Here is a 22,839-nt window from a genome sequence, read left to right as displayed (position 1 = left end):
AAAAGGTAAGGGGCCTTTCAGGTCGCTTACCTGCACCGACAAGGTGAGTTAGAGATAAAATTATGAGCATTGTAAAACGATTTATTGCCGGTGCTGTTTGTCCCCGGTGTGGTGAGATGGACTGTATCCGGACCTTTCGAGATGATGAGCGGGAGTATAAAGAGTGCGTCCGCTGTGATTATGAAGACTCCATGCGATTAGATGGAACGCCGGATATTGAAGAGTTAGAAACGCGAGTAAACCGCGATACTGGGCCTCAAATTGAAGAGGGTGCACAACCCTTACTGTTCACAGAGAATCCAGGTAGCGCACGAAAAGATCATTAGCCTTAGATAAAAAAATACCCTATGTAATCATGGGGTATTATTTTATATCTTTGAAAGGCGATAAATGACGCCTGCATGATCATCTGATATCAAGAGACTACCTTCGGGTGTCTCAATGATGTCATTAGGTCTTCCCCAATATTTCTCATTTTTAAGCCATCCGCTTATAAAGGGTTTGTGGCTAATCACTTTATTATTTTTTATCTGTAGTTCTACAACGCGATAGCCTACTTTTTGACTTCTATTCCATGATCCGTGCTCAGCAATATATAGCGTTTGTTGAGCTTCTGTTGAGGCGTTAACGGAGAATGTCATACCTAGAGGCGCAACATGCGCACCGAGTTTATAGGCGGCAGGTGTATAGCTGAGCGGCTGTTGGTCGGTATACTGCTTTTTACCGTATTTAGGATCAGCTAATCCTTGAGCGTGAAAAAAAGGGTAGCCAAAATGCTCGCCGTTATCTGTTACATGGTTGAGCTCATCGGAAGGCCGATCATCCCCTAAGTGATCTCGCCCATTCTCTGTAAACCATAGCTGCTGGTTTAGAGGATTCCAAGCAAAGCCGACACTGTTACGTACGCCTTGGGCGATAAGTGTGGTGTTCTTATGGCTATCCAGCTTCATAATGGTTGCAAAGGGCTGTTCAGGTAAGCAGATATTACAGGGAGCGCCGATGTTGAAGTACAAGGCTTCGTCTGGGCCAAACTTAAGATATTTCCAACCATGATGGGTTTTGTCAGGGAGTTTGTCGTAGTAGATTTCAGGTGTTGGTGTGGAAGAAGGCTTCAGAGGTAAAACCTCTTTATATCTGAGAATGCGAGATACCTCTGCCACATAGAGGTCATTGCCTTTTACAGCGATACCACTGGGCATATTAAGCTTTGTAGCTAAAATGACTGTTTGTTCGTAGATCCCATCTTTATCTTGATCGATAAACCCATACAGGTTTCCCGCTCGTCGGCTTCCGGCAAAGAGAGTCCCATCCTTTGCTAGCGCAAGTTGGCGGACATTCGGGGCTTTTGCGACAACCTCGATCTTATATGAAGGCGGGAGGGTTAATGTTTCGAGCGGTAACTCGCTGATACCAGAAAAAGAGATCAGTATGCTGAGTGGTGTAATCATCAACTTATCCAACGTTTATGTTTGCAGATCGTCCAGTAAACATAGCCGCCAGAGAGTGCTCTCGCCACAAAAAGAGCAAGAAATGAAAACCATAAACCTTGATTTCCATAGCTTTGAGTTAGCCACCATAAAGGTAGAAAAACGATAAAAACAGAGAAGAGCATAGTGTTTTGCATCGCTTTAAATTGGGTTGCTCCCACAAAAATACCGTCGAGTAGAAAACTCCAGACACCGATCAAGGGTAAGACAATAATCCAGGGGAGGTAAGCTTTAGCGATGATACGTACGCTTTCAATGCCGGTGAGTAGATTGATAATAAGGTCGCCAGCTAACCAAAATACCAACGAAAGTAGAGCGGCTGTACCTACAGACCAGCATAAAGCACTGACCAGTGATTGATAAAATGTGGTTAGCTTTTTCGCCCCGATATACTTACCTGATAGCGCTTCGGTTGCATGTGCAAACCCATCGAGCCAGTTAGAGATTAATAATAAAAAGTTAAGTAAAACCGCATTGGCAGAGAGAATATCGGTGCCTTGTTTCGCGCCTTGGGCGGTAAAAAAGGCAATGGAGCCTAAAATACACAGTGTACGAATAAAGAGAAAACGGTTTACCGCAATCAAATTTATATAATCACTGAGCCGTTTTAGGCAGGCGATCTCAAGTTGAGATGAAACATTTTTGAGATGTTTCTTCGCGAGGTAGAGGCCGAGAAAAAGCGCGAAATATTCAGAAAAAACGGTGGCCGCCGCAACCCCATCTGCATGCATACCTAAGCCATAGACTGCGAGTATATCTAACAACATATTGATGATGTTGGTGACCAATAATATGAGGAGGGGGATACGTGTATTTTGGTTGCCGACAAACCAGCCCAGCAATGCATAGTTACATAGCACCGCGGGGGCGCCTAAAATGCGGATCTCACTATATTTTGCCGCTTCTGCCGTTACTATAGGCTCAGCCCCCATTAGTGACAGGGCTAAACTGATAATAGGCGTGCGGAATAGTAAAATAAGCAAGCCTATCGCCGTTGCTAATATAAGCGATTGTGCGAGCAGTTGGCGATTTAAGGCGCCATTATCGTCACCTAGCGCTTGGGCTGTCATGCCCGTAGTGCCCATGCGTAGAAAACCAAAAGCCCAGTAGAGGACAGTAAAAATCATACTGCCAACAGCTACAGCCCCTAAGTGATGACTTTCTGGCAGATGACCAATAACGGCGGTATCGACCAAACCTAATAGAGGTACAGTGATATTGGATAGCATTAGAGGCCAAGCTAATGCCCATACTTGCCTGTGACGCTGTTTGTCGGGCCAATATTTATGCAGCGACGCGATCATGCTTGTTGTTTAGTTGGTAGGCTGTAGAGTGCGATGAAAAGTGCTAAAGATACAACGACTACTGAAGGGCCTGCCGGTGTATCAAAGTACCAAGATAGGCTTATCCCTCCCAAGATTGAGAGGCACCCTATAACGCCAGCACCAATCGCCATCTGTTCTGGTGTGCGCGCTAAGCGTCGAGCCGCTGCAGCCGGAATAATAAGTAGAGAGGTAATGAGCAGTAAGCCAACAATTTTCATTGCTATAGCAATGACTACTGCAATTAATAGCATCAAAATCAGACGGATAAGCGGCACGTTGACGCCCTCCACATGAGCTAGCTCTTCATTGATTGTGATCGCAAGTAGAGGCTGCCAGAGTAATTTTAAAAGCAGTAAAACTGCAATGCCGCCGCCGTAGATCCAGAAGAGGTCTTGCGGACTCACCGCCAACAGATCACCAAAGAGGTATGACATTAAATCAACGCGAATTTCTAACAACGCGACAGCAACTAAGCCAAGGGAGAGAGCACTGTGGGCCATTATGCCCAATAAGGTATCTGTAGCGACCATACGTTGACGTTGCAAGGCAACAAGCACAAGTGCTAAGCCTACGCAGCAGATAATAACGGATAAGTTGAGATTAATGTCGAGCAAAAAGCCAATGGAGACCCCTAGTAACGCTGAGTGGGCTAAGGTATCGCCAAAATATGCCATACGTCGCCAAACCACAAATGAGCCTAATGGCCCTGCGACTATTGCTACACCTAAGCCGCCGAGTAAAGCGTAAATAAGAAAATCAGGCATTAGCAACAACCCTTGTGATTAGAGCTGCTTGCGTGCTCCTTTTCTGGAATGACATTTCCCTGTTCATCATGTTTGTGATTATGGTGGTGGCTGTAGACGGCTAGCTGTTCGCTTCCTTTAATGCCAAATAACTCAGTAAAAGATGGGTCATTAGTAACATGTTCAGGATGTCCTGAGCAGCAAACATGATGATTGATGCAAACTACATGATCTGTTGATGCCATGACTAAGTGAAGGTCATGACTGATCATTAATACGCCACAGCCGCGCTCATCTCGTATACGAGAGATAAGGTTATAAAGTTCTAGTTGCCCGTTAATATCCACCCCTTGTACAGGTTCATCTAAAACGAGTAAGTGGGGATCACGCAATAGAGCACGGGCGAGTAAAATTCGCTGCATCTCTCCGCCTGATAAATGGTGGATAGATTGCTTGAGTAACAGAGAGGCACCTACATCGTTTAGCGCGGCCTGCATCTGCTCCTGATTGCAGTTTTGGGCAGTTTTTAAAAAGCGTTCGACCGTTAAAGGAAAGGTTTTATCGACTTGTAATTTCTGTGGCATATAGCCAATACGAAGATTGTTCTCTTTCCATATAGTGCCACTATCGGGTTTTAATAAGCCAAGAATAACCCTAACTAGGGTGGTTTTTCCCGCACCGTTGGGACCAATAATAGTTGTTATACAACCTTTGTGGAGTTCGGTGCTGATATTTTGCAAAACATGATTCTGGCCAAAATGAAGGTTAACCATATCCAGCTTAATTAGAGGTTCATGGCGATGTGGTTGATTCATTATGGGCTTACTCGCTGGCATTCAGGGCAGGTGCCTAAAACTTCGATAGATTGCTGCTCTGGGATAAACCCTAATAGCTCAGCTTGTTTATTGACCTCTTTACTTATCCCTGAGGTTTCAATCTCAACGGCATTTTTACATTGGCTACAGATTAAAAAGGAGCTTTCGTGAGCTTTGTGTGGATGAGGGCAACCAATAAAAGCATTGAGCAGTGCGATTCTATGAACAAATCCCTGCTCCTGTAAAAAATCAAGAGCGCGGTAGACAGTAGGTGGCGCTGAGTTAAATCCCGCCTCTGCTAAGGTAGGAAGGAGCTCATATGCACCAAGCGGTTTATGGCTTTGCCAGATCGTTTTAAGTACAAGTTCACGGATCGGCGTAAAACGTAGTTTTCTTTCTGCACATAACTCACGAGCGTCACGTAGTGCATGCTCTATACAGTCACGATGATCATGTTCAGATCGAAAAGCGAGTTGGGATTCTGGCATAAAAGTTATCATTCACCGTTTTGTGTTATATTATAACGGAAAATTATCCGAGATGTATTATATCAATGAAAAAGTTAGCCTTTGTTACAGCCATTTTTTTGCTATCTCCAATGCTAATTGCCCAAGAGCGTTTGCAGTTGGTGACTAGTGTAAAACCACTTCAATTAGTTGCACATGCTATTGTGGCAGATTTAGGGGAGGTGGATCTATTAATTCCGCCAGGTGCCTCGCCGCATCATTATTCCTTAAAGCCGTCTGATATTCGTACACTGCAAAAGGCCGATCTTGTGATATGGGTTGGGCCAGAAATGGAGCAGTTTCTGGAAAAGGCGTTGCAGCGCTCCGAGCGACCTGTTCTTCAGCTCTTAAAAACTGAAGAGGAGGATGGTGATCATCATGAACATGAACACCAAGCTGCGTCCCATAAGGAAGAGGAACACGAAGAGCACAACGAACACGACGAACATGAAGAGCACGGCGAACATCACCATCATGGTGACGTTGATCCGCATATCTGGATGGATCCTATTTATATGTTGGAGGCCGCTGAGCAGATTAAAGATATGTTGCAACAGCAGTCGCCGGAATTGTCGGATAAGTTAGAACAGAACTACCAGGCCTTTAAACGTGATCTGTTGCAGGCGGATAAGCAGATTCAGCAACAGTTGGCGCCTCACCAGAAGAGTGGTTTTGTTGTTTTCCACGATGCGTTTTCTCTTTTTGTTGAGCACTATGGTTTAAATCAGAGAGCGTTCTTTACCGTCGATCCGGCTCGATCACCGGGCGCTAAAAAACTAGCAAGAATTGAAAAAATATTAAACGAGCCCGCTGTTCGTTGTGTATTTGTTGAGCCTCAGTTCGAAGCACCTATTGTAGAGCGCATTGTTGCCGACCTGCCTGTTAACTTAGGGCGTTTAGATCCATTGGCTACTGATGTGTCGCTTTCTCAAGGGTATGTTGGCTACCTTAAAGACCTTGCGAATAGTATCGAAAGCTGTTTGAAATAAGGCCAATCTTTGAATAAATACCGTTATCACAGCGTTCTTGAGCTGTGGTAGCGGTATTTGCTTTCTCCCGCTCTTCCGGGACTATCGCTCTCTCGTTGTATCGCTTATGACTAGTCTAAGAGGATGATTTTACTGAAATCGGGCGGATTTTCTTGTGGAACTAATTCTCTATCAATCGCCCATTGAGCTTGATTCTTTACCGAACTGAGCAAAGGTTCATTTAACAATAACTCAAATGTATAGTCTTGCCAGACCCAGTCGATAAAGTGCTGGCTAAGCTTTAAGTGACGGCGCAGAATCAATTGGGATCTTTCTGGATTAATCGCGATAAAGCGGACTGCTTTATTCAGTGCTTCTGTAACTTTTTGTTTGATCTGCCTGTGGTTGCCTAAGGTCTGCGTGGATGTGAGAACAGGGTTGTCTCGCAAGCCTATAAGATTAAAGGAAAAGTTGTAGAGTCCTTTAGTGTTCATGATCTCTATATCATTATTGGAATTGTTGATTTGGTAAGCAAAAGGTTCCCATACCGAAATCGCATCAACTTTGCCTTGCTCGAGTGCAATGGGTAGTTCGTTGGCAAAATAAGATTTTATATCGACCTCCGCAATATCTATCTCTGACTTGCTTAGCCAAAGGTGAAGGAAATATTCGCTTGCGCTGCCTTTTACGACGCCGACAGTTTTTCCTCTTAAATCATGGGGCGTACGAATATTTTTTTGCTTAAAAGAAACGATTTTCAAGTCGTTATCTGATTTTGCGAAACTGCTAATTACTTCAAAATTTGAGTGTTCAAAGCTATTAAACATGATCACAGAGTTAGATACAGTAGCCATATCGGCCTTCCCTGTTTGTAATGCTGTAAAGCATTGATCACCCCCATCGATTTCTAAAATAGACACATCCAGACCTGCATTGATAAAAAAGCCTTTAACTTTTGCGATATATACTGGGGCGGAAAGGGGAGTGGTTGATACCGCAATCTTTATTTTAGGTGCTGGGTTTAGGTTTTGAGCCCCATGAACCATTGCGCTAAACAGAGCGAAGATAGCGATATAAAAAGGCAGGCTAATTTTTAAAGTTTCATTCATTTTGTCCCTATTATATAAAAATGAGTGAATGGTGAGGCGCTACGCCAACTAAGCTTTATGGAGAGATAAAGGTGCGAATAAAAATTTTATCTTTGTGAATTATAGGAGAGGTTTCTATTTTTTGCGTAAATTGTGCGTATTAAGTGGGAGGGCGCTTAGGAAAAGATCAGATACTGTTGAGGGGCAGTATCTGATTGATCTTTTTTTCTTACATGTGGGTGCTGTTGGCAAGCCATTTGGGGTTAGTTGGCGAGTAATACTATTTGCACTATGGCAGGTAAAATCGCAACAACTAAGCCTCCGAGAACCATCAAAACTGATGGAGCGATTCCGATGACTTCAACATTTTCTTCAACATGGCTCATGGCTAAGCTCCTAGATATGTTAATAAGTTACTAGGACTAAGCAGAGATAGTGCCAGTTATATAACCCTTTGTTATTTGGGGTTTTTTGTTATTTCCATATTGAAGAATCTTATCTTTGTCATGTCAATTATGACGCATGGATTCTTTTTGTGTCTAAAATGGCAGTTTTTATAGAGTGTTAAAAACGAGTTGTATGTTGTTTAACTAAGGCTTGGCTGTTGCATTACTCTTACTGACTTGCTGAAAAATCTGTATGGCAGACCAGCTAAATAGTCCTGCCATAATTGAAGCAACAATAAGGTCTGGCCATGCGGAAGCGCTCTGCCAAACGCCAAGTGCTGCGATCATAACTGCAATATTACCAATGGCATCGTTACGGCTGCACAGCCAAACGGAGCGAACGTTGGCGTCTCCATTTCTAAAACGCAGTAGGATCATGACACTAATTAAGTTGGCAGTGAAAGCGAGTGCGCCAACAGACCCCATAGTTACCGCTTTGGGGGTTTGCATATATATCACTTTATAAAGTGTTATGCCGAATACCCCTATGCCCATAATCATCAAGCTGGTGGCTTTAAATAAAGCGGCTCGATTACGGACTTGTAAAGATTTTCCGATGACGAGCAAAGATAGAGAATAAGTTGCTGTATCGCCTAAAAAGTCTAAGGCATCCGCTTGCAATGCTTGTGAATTGGCTTGGACACTGGCGCCCATTTCAATAAAAAACATTAGGGCATTGATGGCGATAACCCACCATAAGGCGCGTTTGTATTCTATTGATGCCCCATCGAAGTGGTTATCGTTGTTACAGCATGAGCCCATATATACTCCGCAGTTCTTAAAATGTGTAATGAACGCTTTTTAGATTCATTATAGACAGATATTGTACCCAAGTAGCATGGTGGATGTTTTATATCCCCCTACACTTAATTACACCGTTCATTTTTGTGAGAAAGAATTATGGCTGGGCTCTATAAATTACAACCTGTATTGATGACCTTATTGCTTACGTGTCTCTCATTTAATAGTTTTGCGGATGTTTTAATTGGCAAAAAGCAGGTTCTGCTTGTGGATAAAAAAGGCCAAGAGATTGTGATTGGTGATATTACTTTCTCTCCGGAGGGACAGCGTAGCCGTTACGAGTTACATATGAATCATGACAAATTTAAGGACTTCTTTCTTTCTATGAAGGAGATGAAGTGCCTTGAAGGCCCTGAGTTGTGGTGTCATCTTGCTTATCCATATGAACAGCCTCACAACGTATCCTCTGAGGATTTGAGTTGGCTTTCCCATGACCTGTTGTTTATGTTTAAAAAGAAGGAAGACTTTGGCGCCAACTTTTGGAATGGCATTTACTATGAGATGAAAATTGATGGCGAATCAATTCGAGGTGAAGCACAAGCCATCGATCTTAATGTCTTAGCTTCTCCACCTGATGATCTGAGTGTGCCGCCGGTTAACGAAACGCTGCGTGATGAAATTGATAGAAGTAAGCGTTGGTTGCCTGATCTAATTATTCGTTGATTTATTCTCTTTGTATTCAGCTTTACAGAGCTATGCTGAGTTTTATAGGTGTATAGGAGTCTCGCTTAGTGGAAGCAAAGAGATCGAGTATAAGTGTTGTTTTAATTTCCTTAGTTGCTCTGTTATCAGGCTGCGCAAGTTTAAGTGAAGAGGAGTGTGTAACCGGTGATTGGTATGGCATAGGTTATAGTGACGGCTTACAGGGCCGTTCAGAGACCTTCCTTTCTAATCACCAAGAAGCATGTGCAGAATATACAATTGCTTTTGATGTTGAGCCTTATTTGATGGGGCGTGAAGAGGGCTTGAAGCGTTATTGCCATCAAGATAACGGCTATAGATTGGGGCGAAGTGGCGCTAAGTATCATTATGTTTGCCCTGAAGATTTAGAACCTGCTTTTTTAGAAACCTACCAGAGTGGTCGTCAGGTTTATCAACAAGAGCAGCAGGTTCGAGAATTAGAAAAAGAGCTTGAACGACAAGAAAAAGAGCTGCATGAAGTGGAATTACAAGCTCAACGGACAGAGAAACGTTTAATCAGTCGTGGACTTTCAAGTGCAGAGCGAGAAGATCTTTTATTTAAGTTAAGAGAGTTTGAGCGTGAGCAGCGGACTTCGTATTACCAGTTGCAGCATTTAGAGCATCAGCTCTTGCAAGAAAGGTCAAAGCTTGAATATATGGACTAACCCAACTTAGATTTCATACGGTCTTTCTCTAAGTGAAAATCTTAGCTCCAAGGAGGCTTGGCAGCGAACTGTTCAGTTAAGTAATCCAAAAAGACTCGCACTTTAGCCGACAGGTGTTTGCGATGGGGGTACACGGCATTAATTTTTTGCTGGGGAATGCCATAATTCGTCAATAAGGGAATAAGACGACCCGCCTCTATATCTTTATTAATCATAAAACTGGATAGCCGTGCAATGCCTCCGCCTAGCAGGGCATATTCATGTAAACCATCGACATTATCGGTTACAAAACTGCCTGTTACATTGAAGGTTTCCACCTTAGTTTCGCCTGATTGATGGCTGGTAAACTGCCAGTGATTAAATATCTCATTAGTGGATAGGCGTAAACAGTTGTGCTCTAAAAGGTCAGAGGGTTTTTGTGGTATGCCTTTGGAGTCGATATAGTGTGGGCTTGCACAGACTAAGCGTTCACTCTCTCCTAGTTTCCGAGCAACTAAGCTGGTGTCTTTTAGTTCTCCTAATCGGATCGCTAGATCAACCCCTTCTGCAATAAGGTCGACCGCTTGGCCGCTAAGCTGGAACTCCAATTTTATCTTAGGGTAGCGTGCTTGAAACATCGGCATTATTGGCAAAAGCTGATGTTTTGCAAACCCGTGGGTACTGTTGATGCGAAGCGTTCCCGCTGGCTCCTGTACTAAGCCTGTTAACGCGTCTTCTACATCGTCTATTTCGGCCAAAATATCAACGCAGTGGTTGAAGTATATCTGGCCCCCTTCTGTCAGGCTTAACATGCGGGTAGTACGGTTGAGAAGTCGGACGCCCAAGCGGGTTTCTAGCCTTGTTAAAAGCTTGCTGACTGCTGAAGGTGATAGATCTAATTGCCGACCAGCAGCGGAAAAACTGCCCTGCCTAACTGATTCGACAAAAACCTGCATCTCAGTCCACTTAGCCAAGTATGACTCCTATTATTGAATTATATTCACATATTCTATGACAGTTTTGATATTTATCAAAAATAAGCCCTAGGGATAAACTGAGATCTAACAATAATTCTGGGTTTTAGGTGAACCCAACTTATTTCATCTAATGAAAAAGGTACTGTCATGCTTGAGCTATATACCCACCCAATGTCTCCATGCGCTCAGAAAGTTCGTATTGTCTTAGCAGAAAAGGGATTAGATTGGACTAAACATACCGTTGAGCTGTCCCAAAAAGAGAACTTGCGGCCAGAATATTTGGCACTAAACCCTCTCGGTGTTGTACCAACGCTTGTTGATAAGGGGCGTCCCATAATTGAATCCAGCATCATTTGTGAATATTTAGATGATACTTTTTCTGCCCACAGCTTAAAGCCATCCTCCTCTTATCAGGTTGCTCAAATGCGTCTTTGGATGAAGCATGTGGATACTAAGCTTCATCCTTCATGTGGTGCGCTCCAATGGCCTATAGTGATGCGTCCTGCCTTAATGGAAAAAAGTCAGAGTGAGCGTGATGAGTTGTTGGAGAAAATACCTGAAAAGCCTCGCCGAGAACGACAAAAACGTTTAGTTCAATATGGTCTTGATGCGCCAGATGTGATTGATGGGATTAATCTTTATCGTAAAACTATTCTCGATATGGAGGCTGCTTTATCTGAACATCAATGGATAGTGAGTGATAACTTTAGTCTTGCTGATGTGTGTTTAGCTCCTTATTTTCAAACGATTTATCAGTTTGGTTGGAGTGATATGTATAAAGATTGTCCTCGCGTAGCTGACTGGTTTGAGCGTTGCCGAGGGCGAGATTCCTACCTGACGTCAGTTATTGCTGATTTCTCTCCTGAGATTGAGGCGGATCTATTAGCGAAAGGTCAGCCCGCATGGCAGATTATTAGTGCACATCTTGCAGCCCATCGCTGATAGATACCGAGATTAATTATTTTGCTCGGTTGGAACTGTGCTTCACCTTAAGTGTCAGAGCCATAGTGACTGATAATTGGTGGGGCGTTAAATGAGCATGTGGTTAATCTTTCTAGTGTCTGGCTTGGCGCTGGTATCTATTTTCCTGTCTAGAAAAGCTACTCAAGAAGGTGGTTTTTTTAGAGGTGAATCGGCAGATGGTAGAGCGCCTTCACTGCTTGCTTTAACCTTCTCGCAAGTGACCACTTGGATATTTGCTCGCTCTTTACTCAATGCTGCCATTTTGGGGTTCTATTACGGTATTTGGGGGACTTTAGCCTACGCAGCCTACTATCTTTCTTTTCTTACGGGTGGCCGGATTATTGACCATCTCCGTTTTGAGCAAGGCTATGGCAGCGTACAAGGGTTTTTAAGTGATCGTTTCGGTGCTTGGGGCGGACGCTGTTATAACTTTGTGGTGGGGATACGGTTGGTCAGTGAGGTCTTTGCCAATTTATTAGTCATTGGCATTTTATTTGGTGCGGCAGGTTCTCAGTCATACACTTTAGCCGTTATAGGATTAGCCGCCGTAACGCTCCTCTATTCAATGCTTGGCGGTTTATACGCTTCGCTACGTACTGATGTTATGCAGATGTGGGTGTTTTTAGTCGTGCTTAGTATTTTGCTAGGCATAGTGGTCAGTGGAGGCCACTTTACAACTGAACTGCTGGCATTTAAACCGTTCGATATTAGTCAGCCTGGGCCAATTTTGCTGCTGGTGGCATTGCTACAGGTCTGGAGCTATCCAATGCATGACCCCGTTATGATGGATCGAGGCTTTCTTGCCGATAGAGAGACGACAAAACGTAGTTTTCTGCATGCGGGTTGGATCAGTAGTATCAGTATTCTTGCGTTTGGTTCTTTAGGTGTAATCGCTGGCGCTAATGGTTTGGAAGGCGAAGATATGAATCAGGTTTTGAGCCGACTATTGGGTGAATTCCCTATGTTCCTATTTAGCGCATCTCTGGTTATCTCTGCCATGTCTACGCTAGACAGTACTTTGACTAGCTCGGCAAAAATGATGGTGCTTGATATGCGCCTTATGTCTGTAAGCCTTAGAAATGGGCGGATGGTTATGGCCATCTTTATGTTACTGGGTTTGTTATTAGTGTTTGTTGGGAATAAAGATATCTTCAGCGCTGTTGCCGTTAGCGGAACGGCCTCAATGTACCTTGTACCTGTTATCTTCTTTAGTCTCTGGGGGAATCGGCGTGATATCCCTGTGTGGAGTTATATTGGCAGTTTCTTTTTGGCTGTCAGTGGTTCACTCCTGTATTTCACTGAGTCCTCCTCTTACACCATGTTATTAGGTGAAGTGCATAAATACACTAAACTGTTGTGGATCTGTATCGCTGTGATGGTTGGCGGGTGCGCTCTTTTTATGATCGGTGGCGCAAGCCAAAAACAACTACAACCTCTTGCTAATAATTAATAGGAATAGAAGAGCGATTATGGATCTTGGTAAGTTTTCTGGCCCTGTGCTGATTTTTGGTGGACCGTATAGCAATTTAGCGGCAACTCGCGCGATGCAAGCTGAAGCGTCCCGTCTTGGTATCCCTGCGGAACAGGTTATCTGTACCGGTGATTTGGTGGCTTATTGCGCAGAGCCTGAAGCAACTGTTCAATTGATTCGTGATTGGGGTATTCCTGTCGTGATGGGAAATTGTGAAGAGTCTTTAGCTCAAAATGCCCCCGATTGTGGATGTGGTTTTGATCAAGGGAGTGCTTGCTCCCTATTGTCAGTTGAATGGTACAACTTCAGCAATCAGCGCTTGTCTCAAGATGATAAGCACTGGATGGCGGATTTGCCGCGAGAGATTCGATTTAGCCTGAATGGTCGGACTGCTACGGTTATCCATGGTAGCTATCAGCGGATAAATGAGTTTGTCTTCGCTAGTGGGGATAAGGTTGTTAAGAATAAGCAGTTAAATTTAGCTGGGAGCGATCTGCTTATTGGAGGCCATTGTGGTTTGCCTTTTGGGTCTGAGTTAACTGATGGTTATTGGTTAAATGCGGGCGTGATTGGGATGCCTGCTAATGATGGTACAACGGATGGTTGGTATATGTTGTTGCAACCGGTCGATGATCGAATAGAGGTGAGTTGGCATCGATTGGCCTATGATGCCCGCGGTGCCGCAGAAAGCATGAAACAAGCGTCCCTGTCTCAGGCTTATGCTAAAGCTTTAGTGACGGGCCTTTGGCCGAGTGTAGACATTTTACCTGCGCCGGAATCTGAACAGACCGGAGTGAAACTTAGTCTGCAAGCGCAGCTAATTTAACGCTTAGACTACTCATTGTTATTAGTTCAATAAATGTGTTTCCTTCTTTAGGCGTTGTACTAAAGGCGTTGTTGAACGATCATAAAAGATATTTTTATTGTTGATTAGTAGTGGCTAATATGGAGGGATAACATAATAAGAAGTTGTTGCGATGAACTATATTACTGCGGTTCTGTTTTCTCTACTTGAACGTTTACGGATACCCTTATCCCTATTAAAAACGTTAATAGCTATCCTTAGTTTCACTTTCCTTCTCGTTTGTAACCTTGCTCAGGCAGGGGTGATGGATAAGGCAGCGATGGAGAAAGCATTTCCCTCTCCTTATGTCGTTGGTGATAAAGATGAGGCCCTACCTATTTGGCCGCTTTATCAGCAAATATCGACTGATACCCCGCTGGTTGGTTACGCATTTGAATCGATTGATCTTGCGGCGATCCCAGGGTTTGCAGGCATACCTTTTAACCTGCTCGTTGCTATTGATCCTGATGGCCGTTTTATAGATGTTCGCGTTTTATCTCACCATGAACCTGTCTTTTTAGAAGGACTTGGCGAAAAGCCATTGATCGATTTTTCTAAACAGTACAAAGGTGTTTCGTTGATGCAAAACATCAAGATTGATGCGAAACCGGGTTTGGGCGGCGCCAATAACAGCGCCAATGTTTATATTGATGGTGTGACTAAAGCTACCGCTTCGGTTCGTATTTTTAACCAATCTTTGCTTGCTTCCTCGTTAAAGGTGGCCCGTGAGAAATTAGGTTATGCCAAAGGACGTGATCCTGACCTTATTGCACGTATTAAACCTGATTTATTTGAGTCGATGTCTTGGCAGGAATTGCTAGATGAGGGGCTGATTGTTAAATACACCTTTAGCAATAAAGAGGTGGAAGCGCGGTTTGAGGGGACGATTGGTGAAGGGCAAGACCCTGAAGCTTTAGAGGCACCCGATGAACAGTTTGTTGAGATCTATGCCGCGAATTTAACTATACCTAGCGTTGGCCGTAATCTATTACTGCCCACCGCTTGGGACTATGTGAAAGGAAATATTGCGGCTAATGATCAATTATTACTGATTTTGAGTCAGGGCCGATATTCATTTACCGGAGAAGATTTTGTTCGTGGCAAAGTTCCTGAGCGTATCAGTTTGCACCAAGCTGAGCTGCCCATAGAGATGCGCGATTTTGATCTGGATGATCGTTTAAATCTTTTTGATCTTGAGTATAAACTTAACTTGCCTGAGGAGCTGGAGGGTTTCGAATGGAAGCTCTTTCATGTGATTGGTCAGGCAGGCTTGGATCCGGCGTATCCTGCCGAATTTAAGCTGAATGTCGTACGGCAAAAAGGTTGGTTATACCCTGAAAGTGTGACCGAAGGACTCGATTTTAAATTACCTATTCCTGAGCAATATATTCTTGCTGCGGAGAGTGATAACAAAACATGGCACAGCTTATGGGCCGGTCGTACTGTTGATATTGCCATTTTAATTATAGGTTTGGTGATATTGACCGTCGTTTTAGTGAAGCACCGTATACTGACAGGGCCTAAGCACCGCTTGCGTTGGTTCCGTCCTTTATATTTACTGTTTACTCTAGTCTTTATTGGTTGGTATGCCCAAGGGCAGCTGTCGATTGTTAATATCACGGGTGTATTACAGGCTTTAGTCGCAGGACGAAGTTTAGAGTTCTTCCTATATGACCCGATGACGGTATTACTTTGGGCCTATATTGGTATCACTTTCTTTGTCTGGGGGCGTGGTACTTTCTGTGGTTGGCTATGTCCTTTTGGTGCATTACAAGAGTTGATCGGTAAGCTATTGGCCTTTCTTAAACTACCACAAATCAAAGTATCACCTCTGTTAGATTCACGCTTGAAGTGGATTAAATATGTTGTGCTTGCGGGCATACTTATAGTGGCTGTTGTGTCTATTCCTTTGACGGGCAGTGTGGTTGAGATAGAGCCCTTTAAAACGAGTATTACATTAATCTTTGACCGGTCATGGCCATTTGTTCTGTGGGCCGTAGTGCTGTTAGCGCTAAGTTTGTTTGTCTACAAAGGTTACTGCCGTTATATCTGCCCCTTAGGTGCAGGTTTAGCTATTTTTGGTAAGCTGAGGATATTCAACTGGCTTCCACGTCGTAGTGAATGTGGTCAGCCATGTCAGCTGTGTAAACACCGCTGTGAATATCAGTCGATCGAGCAAACAGGCAAGATTGATTACGATGAGTGCTTTCAATGTTTAGATTGCGTTGAGATCTACGAGAGTGATGAGCTTTGTGTACCGCTGATTGTTGAAAAGAGAAAAGGGCGTAAACTCAAAACGCGCCAAGATAACGATAATATAATTGCATCTAGTTAATTACTGCGACCTATGCATCGGTAGAGTGTAGAGATAGACCTCTCTACGCTCTATCCGTTTTAATGTTTAAACTCGCCCTACAATTTCGGTGAGCATCGGACAATCTCGACTGTTCTATATTTGCTGTTGAACCTTAAGTTTCCCTTTTAAGGCCGGTATAAGGCTAATTTCCTATTGGATTTAGCTTTTATTCTAGGCAATCTGTTTACGGTCTAATGGTTTAATTAATATATAAACTATTACAGTAATAAAGATCGAAATAAGTTAAGGCGATTCTGATTGATTTTTCTGCCTATAATTTTTAACGATAGGAATGCTTGAATGAGTTGTGTGCTGTTTAACGAATATCCTACCCAAGATGGTAAGCGAATAGTTGAGATCTGCTTAAATGCGGAACGCTCTTTAAATGCTTTATCACTGGATATGATCGATCTGATCCAGCCTCAGCTCGATCAGTGGCAAGACGACGACAGGGTTGTCGCTGTTATTTTAGATAGCGCAGGTTCTAAGGCTTTTTGTGCTGGTGGTGATGTTGTCAGTATTTATAAAGCGATCAGCGAAGATTCTAATGCTAAGTTTGCCGAAGCTTTTTTTACCCGTGAATATACCCTTGATTACACTATACATACCTATAGCAAGCCTATTATCTGCTGGGGAAGCGGTATTGTAATGGGTGGCGGCATGGGACTTATGAATGGCTGTAGCCATCGTATAGTGACTGAAACTTCCCATTTAGCTATGCCTGAAGTAACTATAGGTTTGTATCCTGATGTTGGGGGTAGCTGGTTTCTAAACCATATGCCCGGTCGAACGGGGCTCTTTTTGGGGTTAACCGGTAATCCAATGAATGCCGCGGATGCCCTGTTTTTGGGATTAGCTGATCGGTTTATTTCAGTAGAGCTGCGCCAGTCTATGCTCGAGAGCCTTCAGGCAGAGTCATGGGGCGATGCTAATGCTGCTGTTAATCGAGTGTTGCGTGGTTTAGAGCAGGAATCTCAAGCCTGTTTTAGTTCAAGGTCACCGGTAAGAAATCATTATGATTTTATTCAACAGATCACTGATCATGATTCTGTGACGGGTTTTGTCGATAGTTTATTAAGTGTTGAAAGTGATGATAAATGGATAAAGCGAGCCCAAAAGGCCATTCATCATGGCAGCCCGTTGGCGATTAATTTAATAAAGAAGCAGCTCGAAGTGACTAAGCATATGTCCTTGAAAGAGGTGTTTTGTGCAGAGCTTATCTTATCGGTGCAATGCTGCCAGCATAAGGAGTTTCCTGAAGGGGTTCGTGCTTTGCTTGTGGATAAAGATGCTGATCCTCAGTGGCGCTTTAAAACGTTAGCGGATGTGGATAACGCTTATGTGGATAAGTTTTTCCTCTCGCCTTGGCAGAAAAATCCATTGGCTGAGATGTAGTAGCATCAAACAAAAAAATATAATAATTAAGGGGATCATCAATGGGATCGGTAATTAAGGGGATCATCAATGGGATCGGTAATTAAAAAAGGGATTTACCAGTTGGTTAAAGAGGCAAACCAAGTGGTGCGAGAGATTTCGGTGCCTGAAGCCATCGCTCTATATGGGAAGGAGGGTGTGCAGTTTGTTGATCTGCGCGATATTCGTGAATTAGAGCGCGAAGGGGTTATTCCTGGGGCTTATCATTGCCCAAGGGGTATGCTGGAGTTTTGGGTTGATCCGGAAAGCCCTTATGCTAAAGAAATATTTCAGCAAGAGCTGACCTTTGTTCTCTTTTGTGGCGGAGGTTTACGCTCTGCACTAGCTGGAAAGGCGATTATAGAGATGGGATTGACGAATGTGCTACATATTCAAGGCGGCTACGCAGGGTGGAAAAAGGAGAAAGGTCAGACTGCCGAATTTATAACTAAAGATTATAGGTAGTGGTAATCTAGAGATGTCGGGTGTGGTTTTTTCTGTTTTACCTTTGGTCTTCTTTTAAACTGAGGCCTTTTGTTCAAGCACTATAGATAATTAGCTAATTTTTAAGTAAACCTATTTAATTTCCATATTAAGTAGGTTTTTTTTATGCTTCTTTTGGGTCAGCTCCAACTATCAATTTATTTATGATAAGAATGCAGGGATAATTGTGTACCTTTTTTCCACTTAAGTTCAAATCGGGAACTAAAGATGCACGTTTTACTTCTGAGCCTTATTGGTCTCGCTTTCGTCTTAATTATTATTGAAGACCTTATTCACCTAAATAAAGCTAAATCGACTCTGTTTATTGGCACGTTGGTTTGGATATTAGCTTTTGTTTTTCCAGAGCATAGCGTTGCACATATCAAAGAGGGGTTAAATGAAAACCTTTTAGATATAGCGACATTGTGGCTGTTTTTAATGGCGGCAATGACATTTGTTGCGTACTTGAACCAGCAGGGATTGATTACTCAGCTAGTTTATCGGTTACTCCCCAATAAATTGACGCTGCGAACGTTGATGATCTTAATGGCCTTAATGGGGCTTGTGTTCTCCTCTTTAGCGGATAACATCACTGCATCTTTGATCATGCTCTCGTTATTAACCTCACTTAAGTTGGATAAGAAACAAACACTTAAGTTTGCCACGCTGATTGTCTTCGCGGTGAACTCCGGAGGTGTTTCCTTGATTACGGGGGATGTAACTACCTTAATGATCTTCTTGGCAGGGAAGGTCGATATCACTGACCTCTTCCTTTTAATTGGTCCAGCTTGTGCGGGTGTTATCTCTTTAGCTTTGTTACTTATGTGGGGGACAAACGAAGAGGTTACATTACCGAAGTTTAAGCGCCCAATTGCAACAGTTGATAAGTTAATTGCGGTTCTATTCCTTTTGACCATTTTTAGCACTCTCTTTATGAGTGTTGCGTTTTCTGTACCGCCAGTATTGACCTTCCTGTTCGGATTATCGGTGATGTTTATCTCTCATCGTTTGTTCCATCGTAGTGAGAAATCACCTGATATCTTAGAGTCTGTGCGAGAGATCGAGTTTGATACCTTGCTGTTTTTCTTAGGGGTATTGCTGCTGGTGGGGATGCTTAAAGAGCTTTCTGTCTTGGAGTTTTTGTTACAGCTTTACGATATTTTACCTACTTACTTGGCTAACTTTGTTGTTGGTATATTGTCGGCGTTAGTGGATAACGTTCCATTAACTGCGGCTATTTTGAAATCAGGTATTAGCATGAGCACTGCTGAATGGCTGGGGCTCACTTATGCTGTAGGTGTTGGTGGCTCTATTTTGATTATTGGCTCCGCCGCCGGTGTTATCGCGCTGAGTAAACTGGAAGAGGTCTCTTTCATTACTTACCTACGTTTTATTCATTGGTTGCTGCTGGCGTACACATTAGGTTATGTGTCAGTGATGTTTATCGCTAATTTATAAAAACGCTGCAAACTCTCTCGAAAAGGCTTAGTACTTATTACTAAGCCTTTTTTTTGCTAACTGATTAGTGCGACAGATTTTATTTGTGCCCATAGCTTTTTGCCCGGTTCCAATTGGAGACGGTCAATGGATTTACAGGTTAAACGCGCTATAAGGTACTCGCTCCCTGTTTTTAAGCGTATTAATGCCATTGCCTCATCAGTGTCGGCTGCTATTTCATCTACAGTAACGGCTAATCGATTAAGGATGCTTGAGTCATTATCGGGTGTTAAGGTTAGACTAACATCCCGTGCGAGTACTCGAACCCTTACCGCTTGATTGAGTTCATCTCCTCGGTCTCTTACCCAAAGCTCACCATCGGAAAATGCAATACGAGCTAAGTGCCATTTCCGGTCACGTTCAATTACATGGCCCTGAAGAACTACACCAGTATCATCACCATAATCTAAAGGTAGATCGATTTGTGAAAAAACTTCGGTGAGCCCCCCTTGTGCGCTGACCTTACCTTGCTTTAGAACCACAACATGGTCTGCTAAACGGGAGACCTCATCCATAGAATGGCTGACGTAAATAATAGGGATCTCTAAGCTAGAGCCTAGACGTTCCAAATAGGGGATAATCTCTTGTTTGCGCTGTTTATCTAAAGAGGCAAGCGGCTCATCCATCAGCAATAATAGAGGGTTGATTAACAAGGCTCGGGCGATAGCGACACGCTGCCGTTCACCGCCAGATAGTTGTTGTGGGTAACGGTGTAAAATATCGTGGATCCCCATAATATCAATGGCGTGATCATACAATTGATTAGAGACTTTTTTACCTGCTCGCTTGCGAGCATAGTTGAGATTGCCGAGTGCGGTTAGATGCGGGAAGAGGCTTGATTCCTGAAAGACATATCCTAAAGGGCGTTTGTGGGTCGGCATAGATAGTGAGGCATTTTGCCATATCTCTCCATTAATGCTGAGCTGTCCCTTATCTGGTTCCTCTAAGCCTGCAATACAGCGTAGTAGTGTGGTTTTGCCTGAACCTGATGGGCCAAAGATCACTGTTACCCCCTGACTAGGCAGAGTCAGATCTATATCCAGAATAAAGCTGTTATCGAGAGCTTCAGGGTGCTTTAACTGGAATGAGGCCTGTATATGGTTGTTACTGATGTCAGATTGCATAGATAAGAGGCCTCATCTAGTTTAAAAGCGAAACTTTTTGTTTACGCTGGAGCCAATACAGCGCTAAAAGTACCGAGAAAGAGAAAATAAGCATAGCGCCAGACAGGGCGTGTGCCTGCATAAACTCCAGTGCCTCGACATGATCATATATCTGTACAGATATGACGCGGGTCTCTCCCGGAATATTGCCACCTATCATTAATATAATGCCAAACTCTCCCACTGTATGTGCGAAACCAAGAATCGATGCGGTTATAAACCCAGGCTTTGCTAGCGGTAGAACAACGGTAAAAAAGCGATCAAAAGGGCCTGCTCTCAGCGTGGCAGCAACCTCTAAAGGACGTTCCCCTATAGCTTCCATCGCGTTCTGGATCGGCTGTACAACAAAGGGCATAGAATAAAATACAGAGGCGATGACAAGACCCCAGAAAGTAAAGGGCAGTGTGCCTAAGCCTAGGCTCTGAGTAAATTGGCCAAAGAAACCATGAGGGCCCATCGCTATGAGAAGGTAGAAACCAAGTACAGTGGGCGGCAGTATCAGAGGTAGGGCAACTATAGCTGCTATAGGTGCTTTCCAGACCGAACTTGTTCGAGCTAGCCACCAAGCGATAGGCGTGCCTATTATTAACAGTAACAAGGTAACCGTTGTCGCTAGACGCAATGTTAGCCAAATGGCCGCTAAGTCCGCTTCCGAAAAACTCATGGATTAGCTGCTAAAGGTTTATAACCATAAGATGTCATGATCTGTTTTACTTGCGGCTCTTTGATGAAACTGAGGAGTGCTTGGGCAGCAGGACTATTTTCTCCGCGTAATAATAACACTACATCCTGTTTGATTGGATTATATAAATTTTCAGGAATAACCCAACTAGACCCAGTTTTTAATTTTCCATCTTTTAATATTTGAGAGAGGGCCACAAAGCCTAGTTCAGCATTTCCAGTGCTGACAAACTGATATGTCTGAGCAATGTTCTCACCTTGTACCCATTTATTTTGAGTTGCTTCAATTAATGAGAGCCGTTCTAGCACTTCTATGGCTGCTACTCCGTAAGGAGCCAGTTTCGGGTTTGCGAGTGCCAGTTTGTTAAATTGGAGCTGTCTCAACCGATCCGTATTTCCTTTAACAAAGCCTTTCTGCGATGACCAAAGCGCAAGACGACCTCTTGCGTAAGTAAAACGGCTAGAGGGTGCTATAAGCCTATCCCGTTCAAGTTGTTCAGGTTTTTTTTGATCGGCGGAAAAAAAGATTTGGAATGGGGCACCATGTTTTATTTGCGCATAAAACTTACCGGAGGATCCAAAAGATAAGCGTACTTTATGGCCGGTGGATTGCTCAAATAAAGAGGCTATCTCTTTCATCGGTGCTGTAAAGTTAGAGGCTACTGCGACGCTAATCTCTTCCGCCTTAGCGGTGGGAAGTAACAAACTAAGTACAAGAAGGCAGATAATCGAGATAGATCCCATCGATTTTCTCCGTAATTCACTATTTACTTATAAGTGAATTTAATAATGAGTGGTGGTTTTGGTTATATGGTAGCGGATATATAAGATGATCAAAAGTGATAGGGAGAGCGCGTCTGTTATTAGTTGGTTTTTGGTCGCTAGTAAGAGAGAAGAGGCGACCGTTTTTGGGCCGCCCAATACCAAAAACCTTACTTTTAAAGGGAGAGTTAGGCGGTATAAATGGCAACTAAGTCAGACATAGATAGAGTGCCTACTATATTTTGTTCTGGATCCATTAGGTCGTATAGAGTGCCGCCAGCGGTGTTATCAAAAATACTGAACAAGATAATAGCGCCTCCGTCACCACCACATTCAGCATGAGGAGCATCGGATGGTTGTGCAACAGTGTAGCTTCCTGTTGCTCGTACCTCCGACAGCGTACCATCAGCATCATAGATGTGATGTTCTCCTTTAAGGACTAACAATTTATTCAGTGAATTATGACGATGAAGAATGATCGGCTTATGGGGTTCAAATTTAAATAGGAGTTCTGCGCGCTGCTGTTCTTCATCGATGTGGAGAATTGAGTAACGGAAGTGCTCTAAATCACCAAATTGATTCCATTCAACAACATCTTCAATGTATTGCGGGCTCATGACTTATCCTCTTATTATAGTTAACCACGACTTCAGCTTTAGCATTGTCATGGGGTCAGTGGGTGGTACGTTAGCTTGGATCTTGCTGTCATGTCACAGCCAAATTGA

Annotated in this window: 24 protein-coding genes; 11 read left to right on the top strand and 13 right to left on the bottom strand. The window is 43.3% G+C overall.

What is annotated here, in order from left to right; translation table 11 throughout:
• The first annotated feature begins 62 nt into the window (after positions 1–62).
• A complete protein-coding gene (locus tag Q4492_RS09520; protein ID WP_303417317.1) occupies positions 63–326 on the top strand; it encodes a YheV family putative zinc ribbon protein in 264 nt (87 codons plus the stop codon).
• A 42-nt stretch (positions 327–368) separates the two neighbouring features.
• On the opposite strand, the gene Q4492_RS09515 is transcribed toward Q4492_RS09520, so the two are convergent.
• From Q4492_RS09515 to Q4492_RS09495, 5 genes are read right to left on the bottom strand one after another with little or no spacing between them, the layout of a single operon-like run.
• A complete protein-coding gene (locus Q4492_RS09515) occupies positions 369–1,448 on the bottom strand; it encodes a sorbosone dehydrogenase family protein (protein WP_303417315.1) in 1,080 nt (359 codons plus the stop codon).
• The gene (locus tag Q4492_RS09510) at positions 1,448–2,791 is read right to left on the bottom strand and encodes an MATE family efflux transporter (RefSeq protein WP_303417313.1); all 1,344 of its coding nucleotides are present in this window, start codon (positions 2,789–2,791) and stop codon (positions 1,448–1,450) included. Before Q4492_RS09510 ends, Q4492_RS09515 begins: the two co-directional genes overlap by 1 nt.
• The gene (gene znuB / locus Q4492_RS09505; protein ID WP_303417311.1) at positions 2,788–3,576 is read right to left on the bottom strand and encodes a zinc ABC transporter permease subunit ZnuB; all 789 of its coding nucleotides are present in this window, start codon (positions 3,574–3,576) and stop codon (positions 2,788–2,790) included. The genes Q4492_RS09510 and znuB overlap by 4 nt, the downstream gene beginning before the upstream one ends.
• Positions 3,576–4,370 carry a zinc ABC transporter ATP-binding protein ZnuC gene (znuC, locus tag Q4492_RS09500; RefSeq protein WP_303417310.1) on the bottom strand — a complete coding sequence of 265 codons (795 nt, stop codon included), beginning with the start codon at positions 4,368–4,370 and terminating at the stop codon, positions 3,576–3,578. The genes znuB and znuC overlap by 1 nt, the downstream gene beginning before the upstream one ends.
• Positions 4,370–4,858 (bottom strand): Fur family transcriptional regulator, encoded by a 489-nt coding sequence (locus Q4492_RS09495; RefSeq protein ID WP_303417308.1) that lies wholly within the window; start codon positions 4,856–4,858, stop codon positions 4,370–4,372. Before Q4492_RS09495 ends, znuC begins: the two co-directional genes overlap by 1 nt.
• A gap of 65 nt (positions 4,859–4,923) precedes the next feature.
• On the opposite strand from Q4492_RS09495, the gene znuA reads away from it, so the two are divergent.
• On the top strand, positions 4,924–5,865 hold the full coding sequence (znuA, locus tag Q4492_RS09490) for a zinc ABC transporter substrate-binding protein ZnuA (protein ID WP_303417306.1): 942 nt from the start codon (positions 4,924–4,926) through the stop codon (positions 5,863–5,865).
• 110 nt (positions 5,866–5,975) lie between these two features.
• On the opposite strand, the gene Q4492_RS09485 is transcribed toward znuA, so the two are convergent.
• The 3 genes from Q4492_RS09485 to Q4492_RS09475 all read right to left on the bottom strand — a co-directional run bounded on the left by Q4492_RS09485 (position 5,976) and on the right by Q4492_RS09475 (position 8,140).
• Positions 5,976–6,953 carry an ABC transporter substrate-binding protein gene (locus Q4492_RS09485; RefSeq protein ID WP_303417304.1) on the bottom strand — a complete coding sequence of 326 codons (978 nt, stop codon included), beginning with the start codon at positions 6,951–6,953 and terminating at the stop codon, positions 5,976–5,978.
• 242 nt (positions 6,954–7,195) lie between these two features.
• On the bottom strand, positions 7,196–7,318 hold the full coding sequence (locus Q4492_RS09480; protein WP_269454620.1) for a hypothetical protein: 123 nt from the start codon (positions 7,316–7,318) through the stop codon (positions 7,196–7,198).
• A gap of 204 nt (positions 7,319–7,522) precedes the next feature.
• On the bottom strand, positions 7,523–8,140 hold the full coding sequence (locus tag Q4492_RS09475; protein WP_303417301.1) for a cation transporter: 618 nt from the start codon (positions 8,138–8,140) through the stop codon (positions 7,523–7,525).
• Positions 8,141–8,278: 138 nt separating this feature from the next.
• On the opposite strand from Q4492_RS09475, the gene Q4492_RS09470 reads away from it, so the two are divergent.
• Positions 8,279–8,842 (top strand): hypothetical protein, encoded by a 564-nt coding sequence (locus Q4492_RS09470; RefSeq protein WP_303417299.1) that lies wholly within the window; start codon positions 8,279–8,281, stop codon positions 8,840–8,842.
• Positions 8,843–8,910: 68 nt separating this feature from the next.
• Positions 8,911–9,525: a DUF2799 domain-containing protein gene (locus Q4492_RS09465; RefSeq protein ID WP_303417297.1), complete on the top strand. Its 615-nt coding sequence runs from the start codon at positions 8,911–8,913 to the stop codon at positions 9,523–9,525.
• A gap of 41 nt (positions 9,526–9,566) precedes the next feature.
• Here the strand turns inward: Q4492_RS09465 and Q4492_RS09460 are convergent, their stop codons facing one another.
• On the bottom strand, positions 9,567–10,478 hold the full coding sequence (locus Q4492_RS09460) for a LysR family transcriptional regulator (protein ID WP_303417295.1): 912 nt from the start codon (positions 10,476–10,478) through the stop codon (positions 9,567–9,569).
• Positions 10,479–10,628: 150 nt separating this feature from the next.
• Here Q4492_RS09460 and Q4492_RS09455 point away from each other — a divergent pair, with 150 nt between their 5' ends.
• The 7 genes from Q4492_RS09455 to nhaD all read left to right on the top strand — a co-directional run bounded on the left by Q4492_RS09455 (position 10,629) and on the right by nhaD (position 19,469).
• On the top strand, positions 10,629–11,423 hold the full coding sequence (locus Q4492_RS09455; protein ID WP_303417293.1) for a glutathione S-transferase family protein: 795 nt from the start codon (positions 10,629–10,631) through the stop codon (positions 11,421–11,423).
• 91 nt (positions 11,424–11,514) lie between these two features.
• A complete protein-coding gene (locus tag Q4492_RS09450) occupies positions 11,515–12,894 on the top strand; it encodes a sodium:proline symporter (protein WP_303417291.1) in 1,380 nt (459 codons plus the stop codon).
• 19 nt (positions 12,895–12,913) lie between these two features.
• Positions 12,914–13,741, top strand: coding sequence for a metallophosphoesterase (locus tag Q4492_RS09445; RefSeq protein WP_303417289.1), 828 nt, complete (start codon positions 12,914–12,916; stop codon positions 13,739–13,741).
• A gap of 151 nt (positions 13,742–13,892) precedes the next feature.
• The gene (locus Q4492_RS09440) at positions 13,893–16,094 is read left to right on the top strand and encodes a 4Fe-4S binding protein (RefSeq protein ID WP_303417287.1); all 2,202 of its coding nucleotides are present in this window, start codon (positions 13,893–13,895) and stop codon (positions 16,092–16,094) included.
• Positions 16,095–16,415: 321 nt separating this feature from the next.
• Positions 16,416–17,510, top strand: coding sequence for an enoyl-CoA hydratase/isomerase family protein (locus tag Q4492_RS09435; protein WP_303417285.1), 1,095 nt, complete (start codon positions 16,416–16,418; stop codon positions 17,508–17,510).
• A gap of 69 nt (positions 17,511–17,579) precedes the next feature.
• Positions 17,580–17,993: a rhodanese-like domain-containing protein gene (locus Q4492_RS09430; protein WP_303417284.1), complete on the top strand. Its 414-nt coding sequence runs from the start codon at positions 17,580–17,582 to the stop codon at positions 17,991–17,993.
• A 246-nt stretch (positions 17,994–18,239) separates the two neighbouring features.
• Complete coding sequence (gene nhaD, locus Q4492_RS09425; protein WP_303417282.1) at positions 18,240–19,469, top strand: sodium:proton antiporter NhaD; 1,230 nt, start codon at positions 18,240–18,242, stop codon at positions 19,467–19,469.
• A gap of 56 nt (positions 19,470–19,525) precedes the next feature.
• On the opposite strand, the gene modC is transcribed toward nhaD, so the two are convergent.
• From modC to Q4492_RS09405, 4 genes are all read right to left on the bottom strand, one after another.
• Positions 19,526–20,632 (bottom strand): molybdenum ABC transporter ATP-binding protein, encoded by a 1,107-nt coding sequence (gene modC / locus Q4492_RS09420; protein WP_303417280.1) that lies wholly within the window; start codon positions 20,630–20,632, stop codon positions 19,526–19,528.
• Positions 20,633–20,648: 16 nt separating this feature from the next.
• Positions 20,649–21,335 carry a molybdate ABC transporter permease subunit gene (gene modB / locus Q4492_RS09415; protein ID WP_067869969.1) on the bottom strand — a complete coding sequence of 229 codons (687 nt, stop codon included), beginning with the start codon at positions 21,333–21,335 and terminating at the stop codon, positions 20,649–20,651.
• Positions 21,332–22,096, bottom strand: coding sequence for a molybdate ABC transporter substrate-binding protein (gene modA, locus Q4492_RS09410; protein ID WP_303417277.1), 765 nt, complete (start codon positions 22,094–22,096; stop codon positions 21,332–21,334). Before modA ends, modB begins: the two co-directional genes overlap by 4 nt.
• Before the next feature lie 206 nt (positions 22,097–22,302).
• A complete protein-coding gene (locus Q4492_RS09405) occupies positions 22,303–22,731 on the bottom strand; it encodes a hypothetical protein (RefSeq protein WP_303417275.1) in 429 nt (142 codons plus the stop codon).
• Positions 22,732–22,839: the final 108 nt, after the last annotated feature.

The sequence above is a fragment of the Neptuniibacter sp. 1_MG-2023 genome (genome assembly GCF_030547185.1).
Taxonomy (GTDB): Bacteria; Pseudomonadota; Gammaproteobacteria; order Pseudomonadales; family Balneatricaceae; genus Neptuniibacter.
This window is presented reverse-complemented; position numbering and strand designations above follow the sequence as displayed.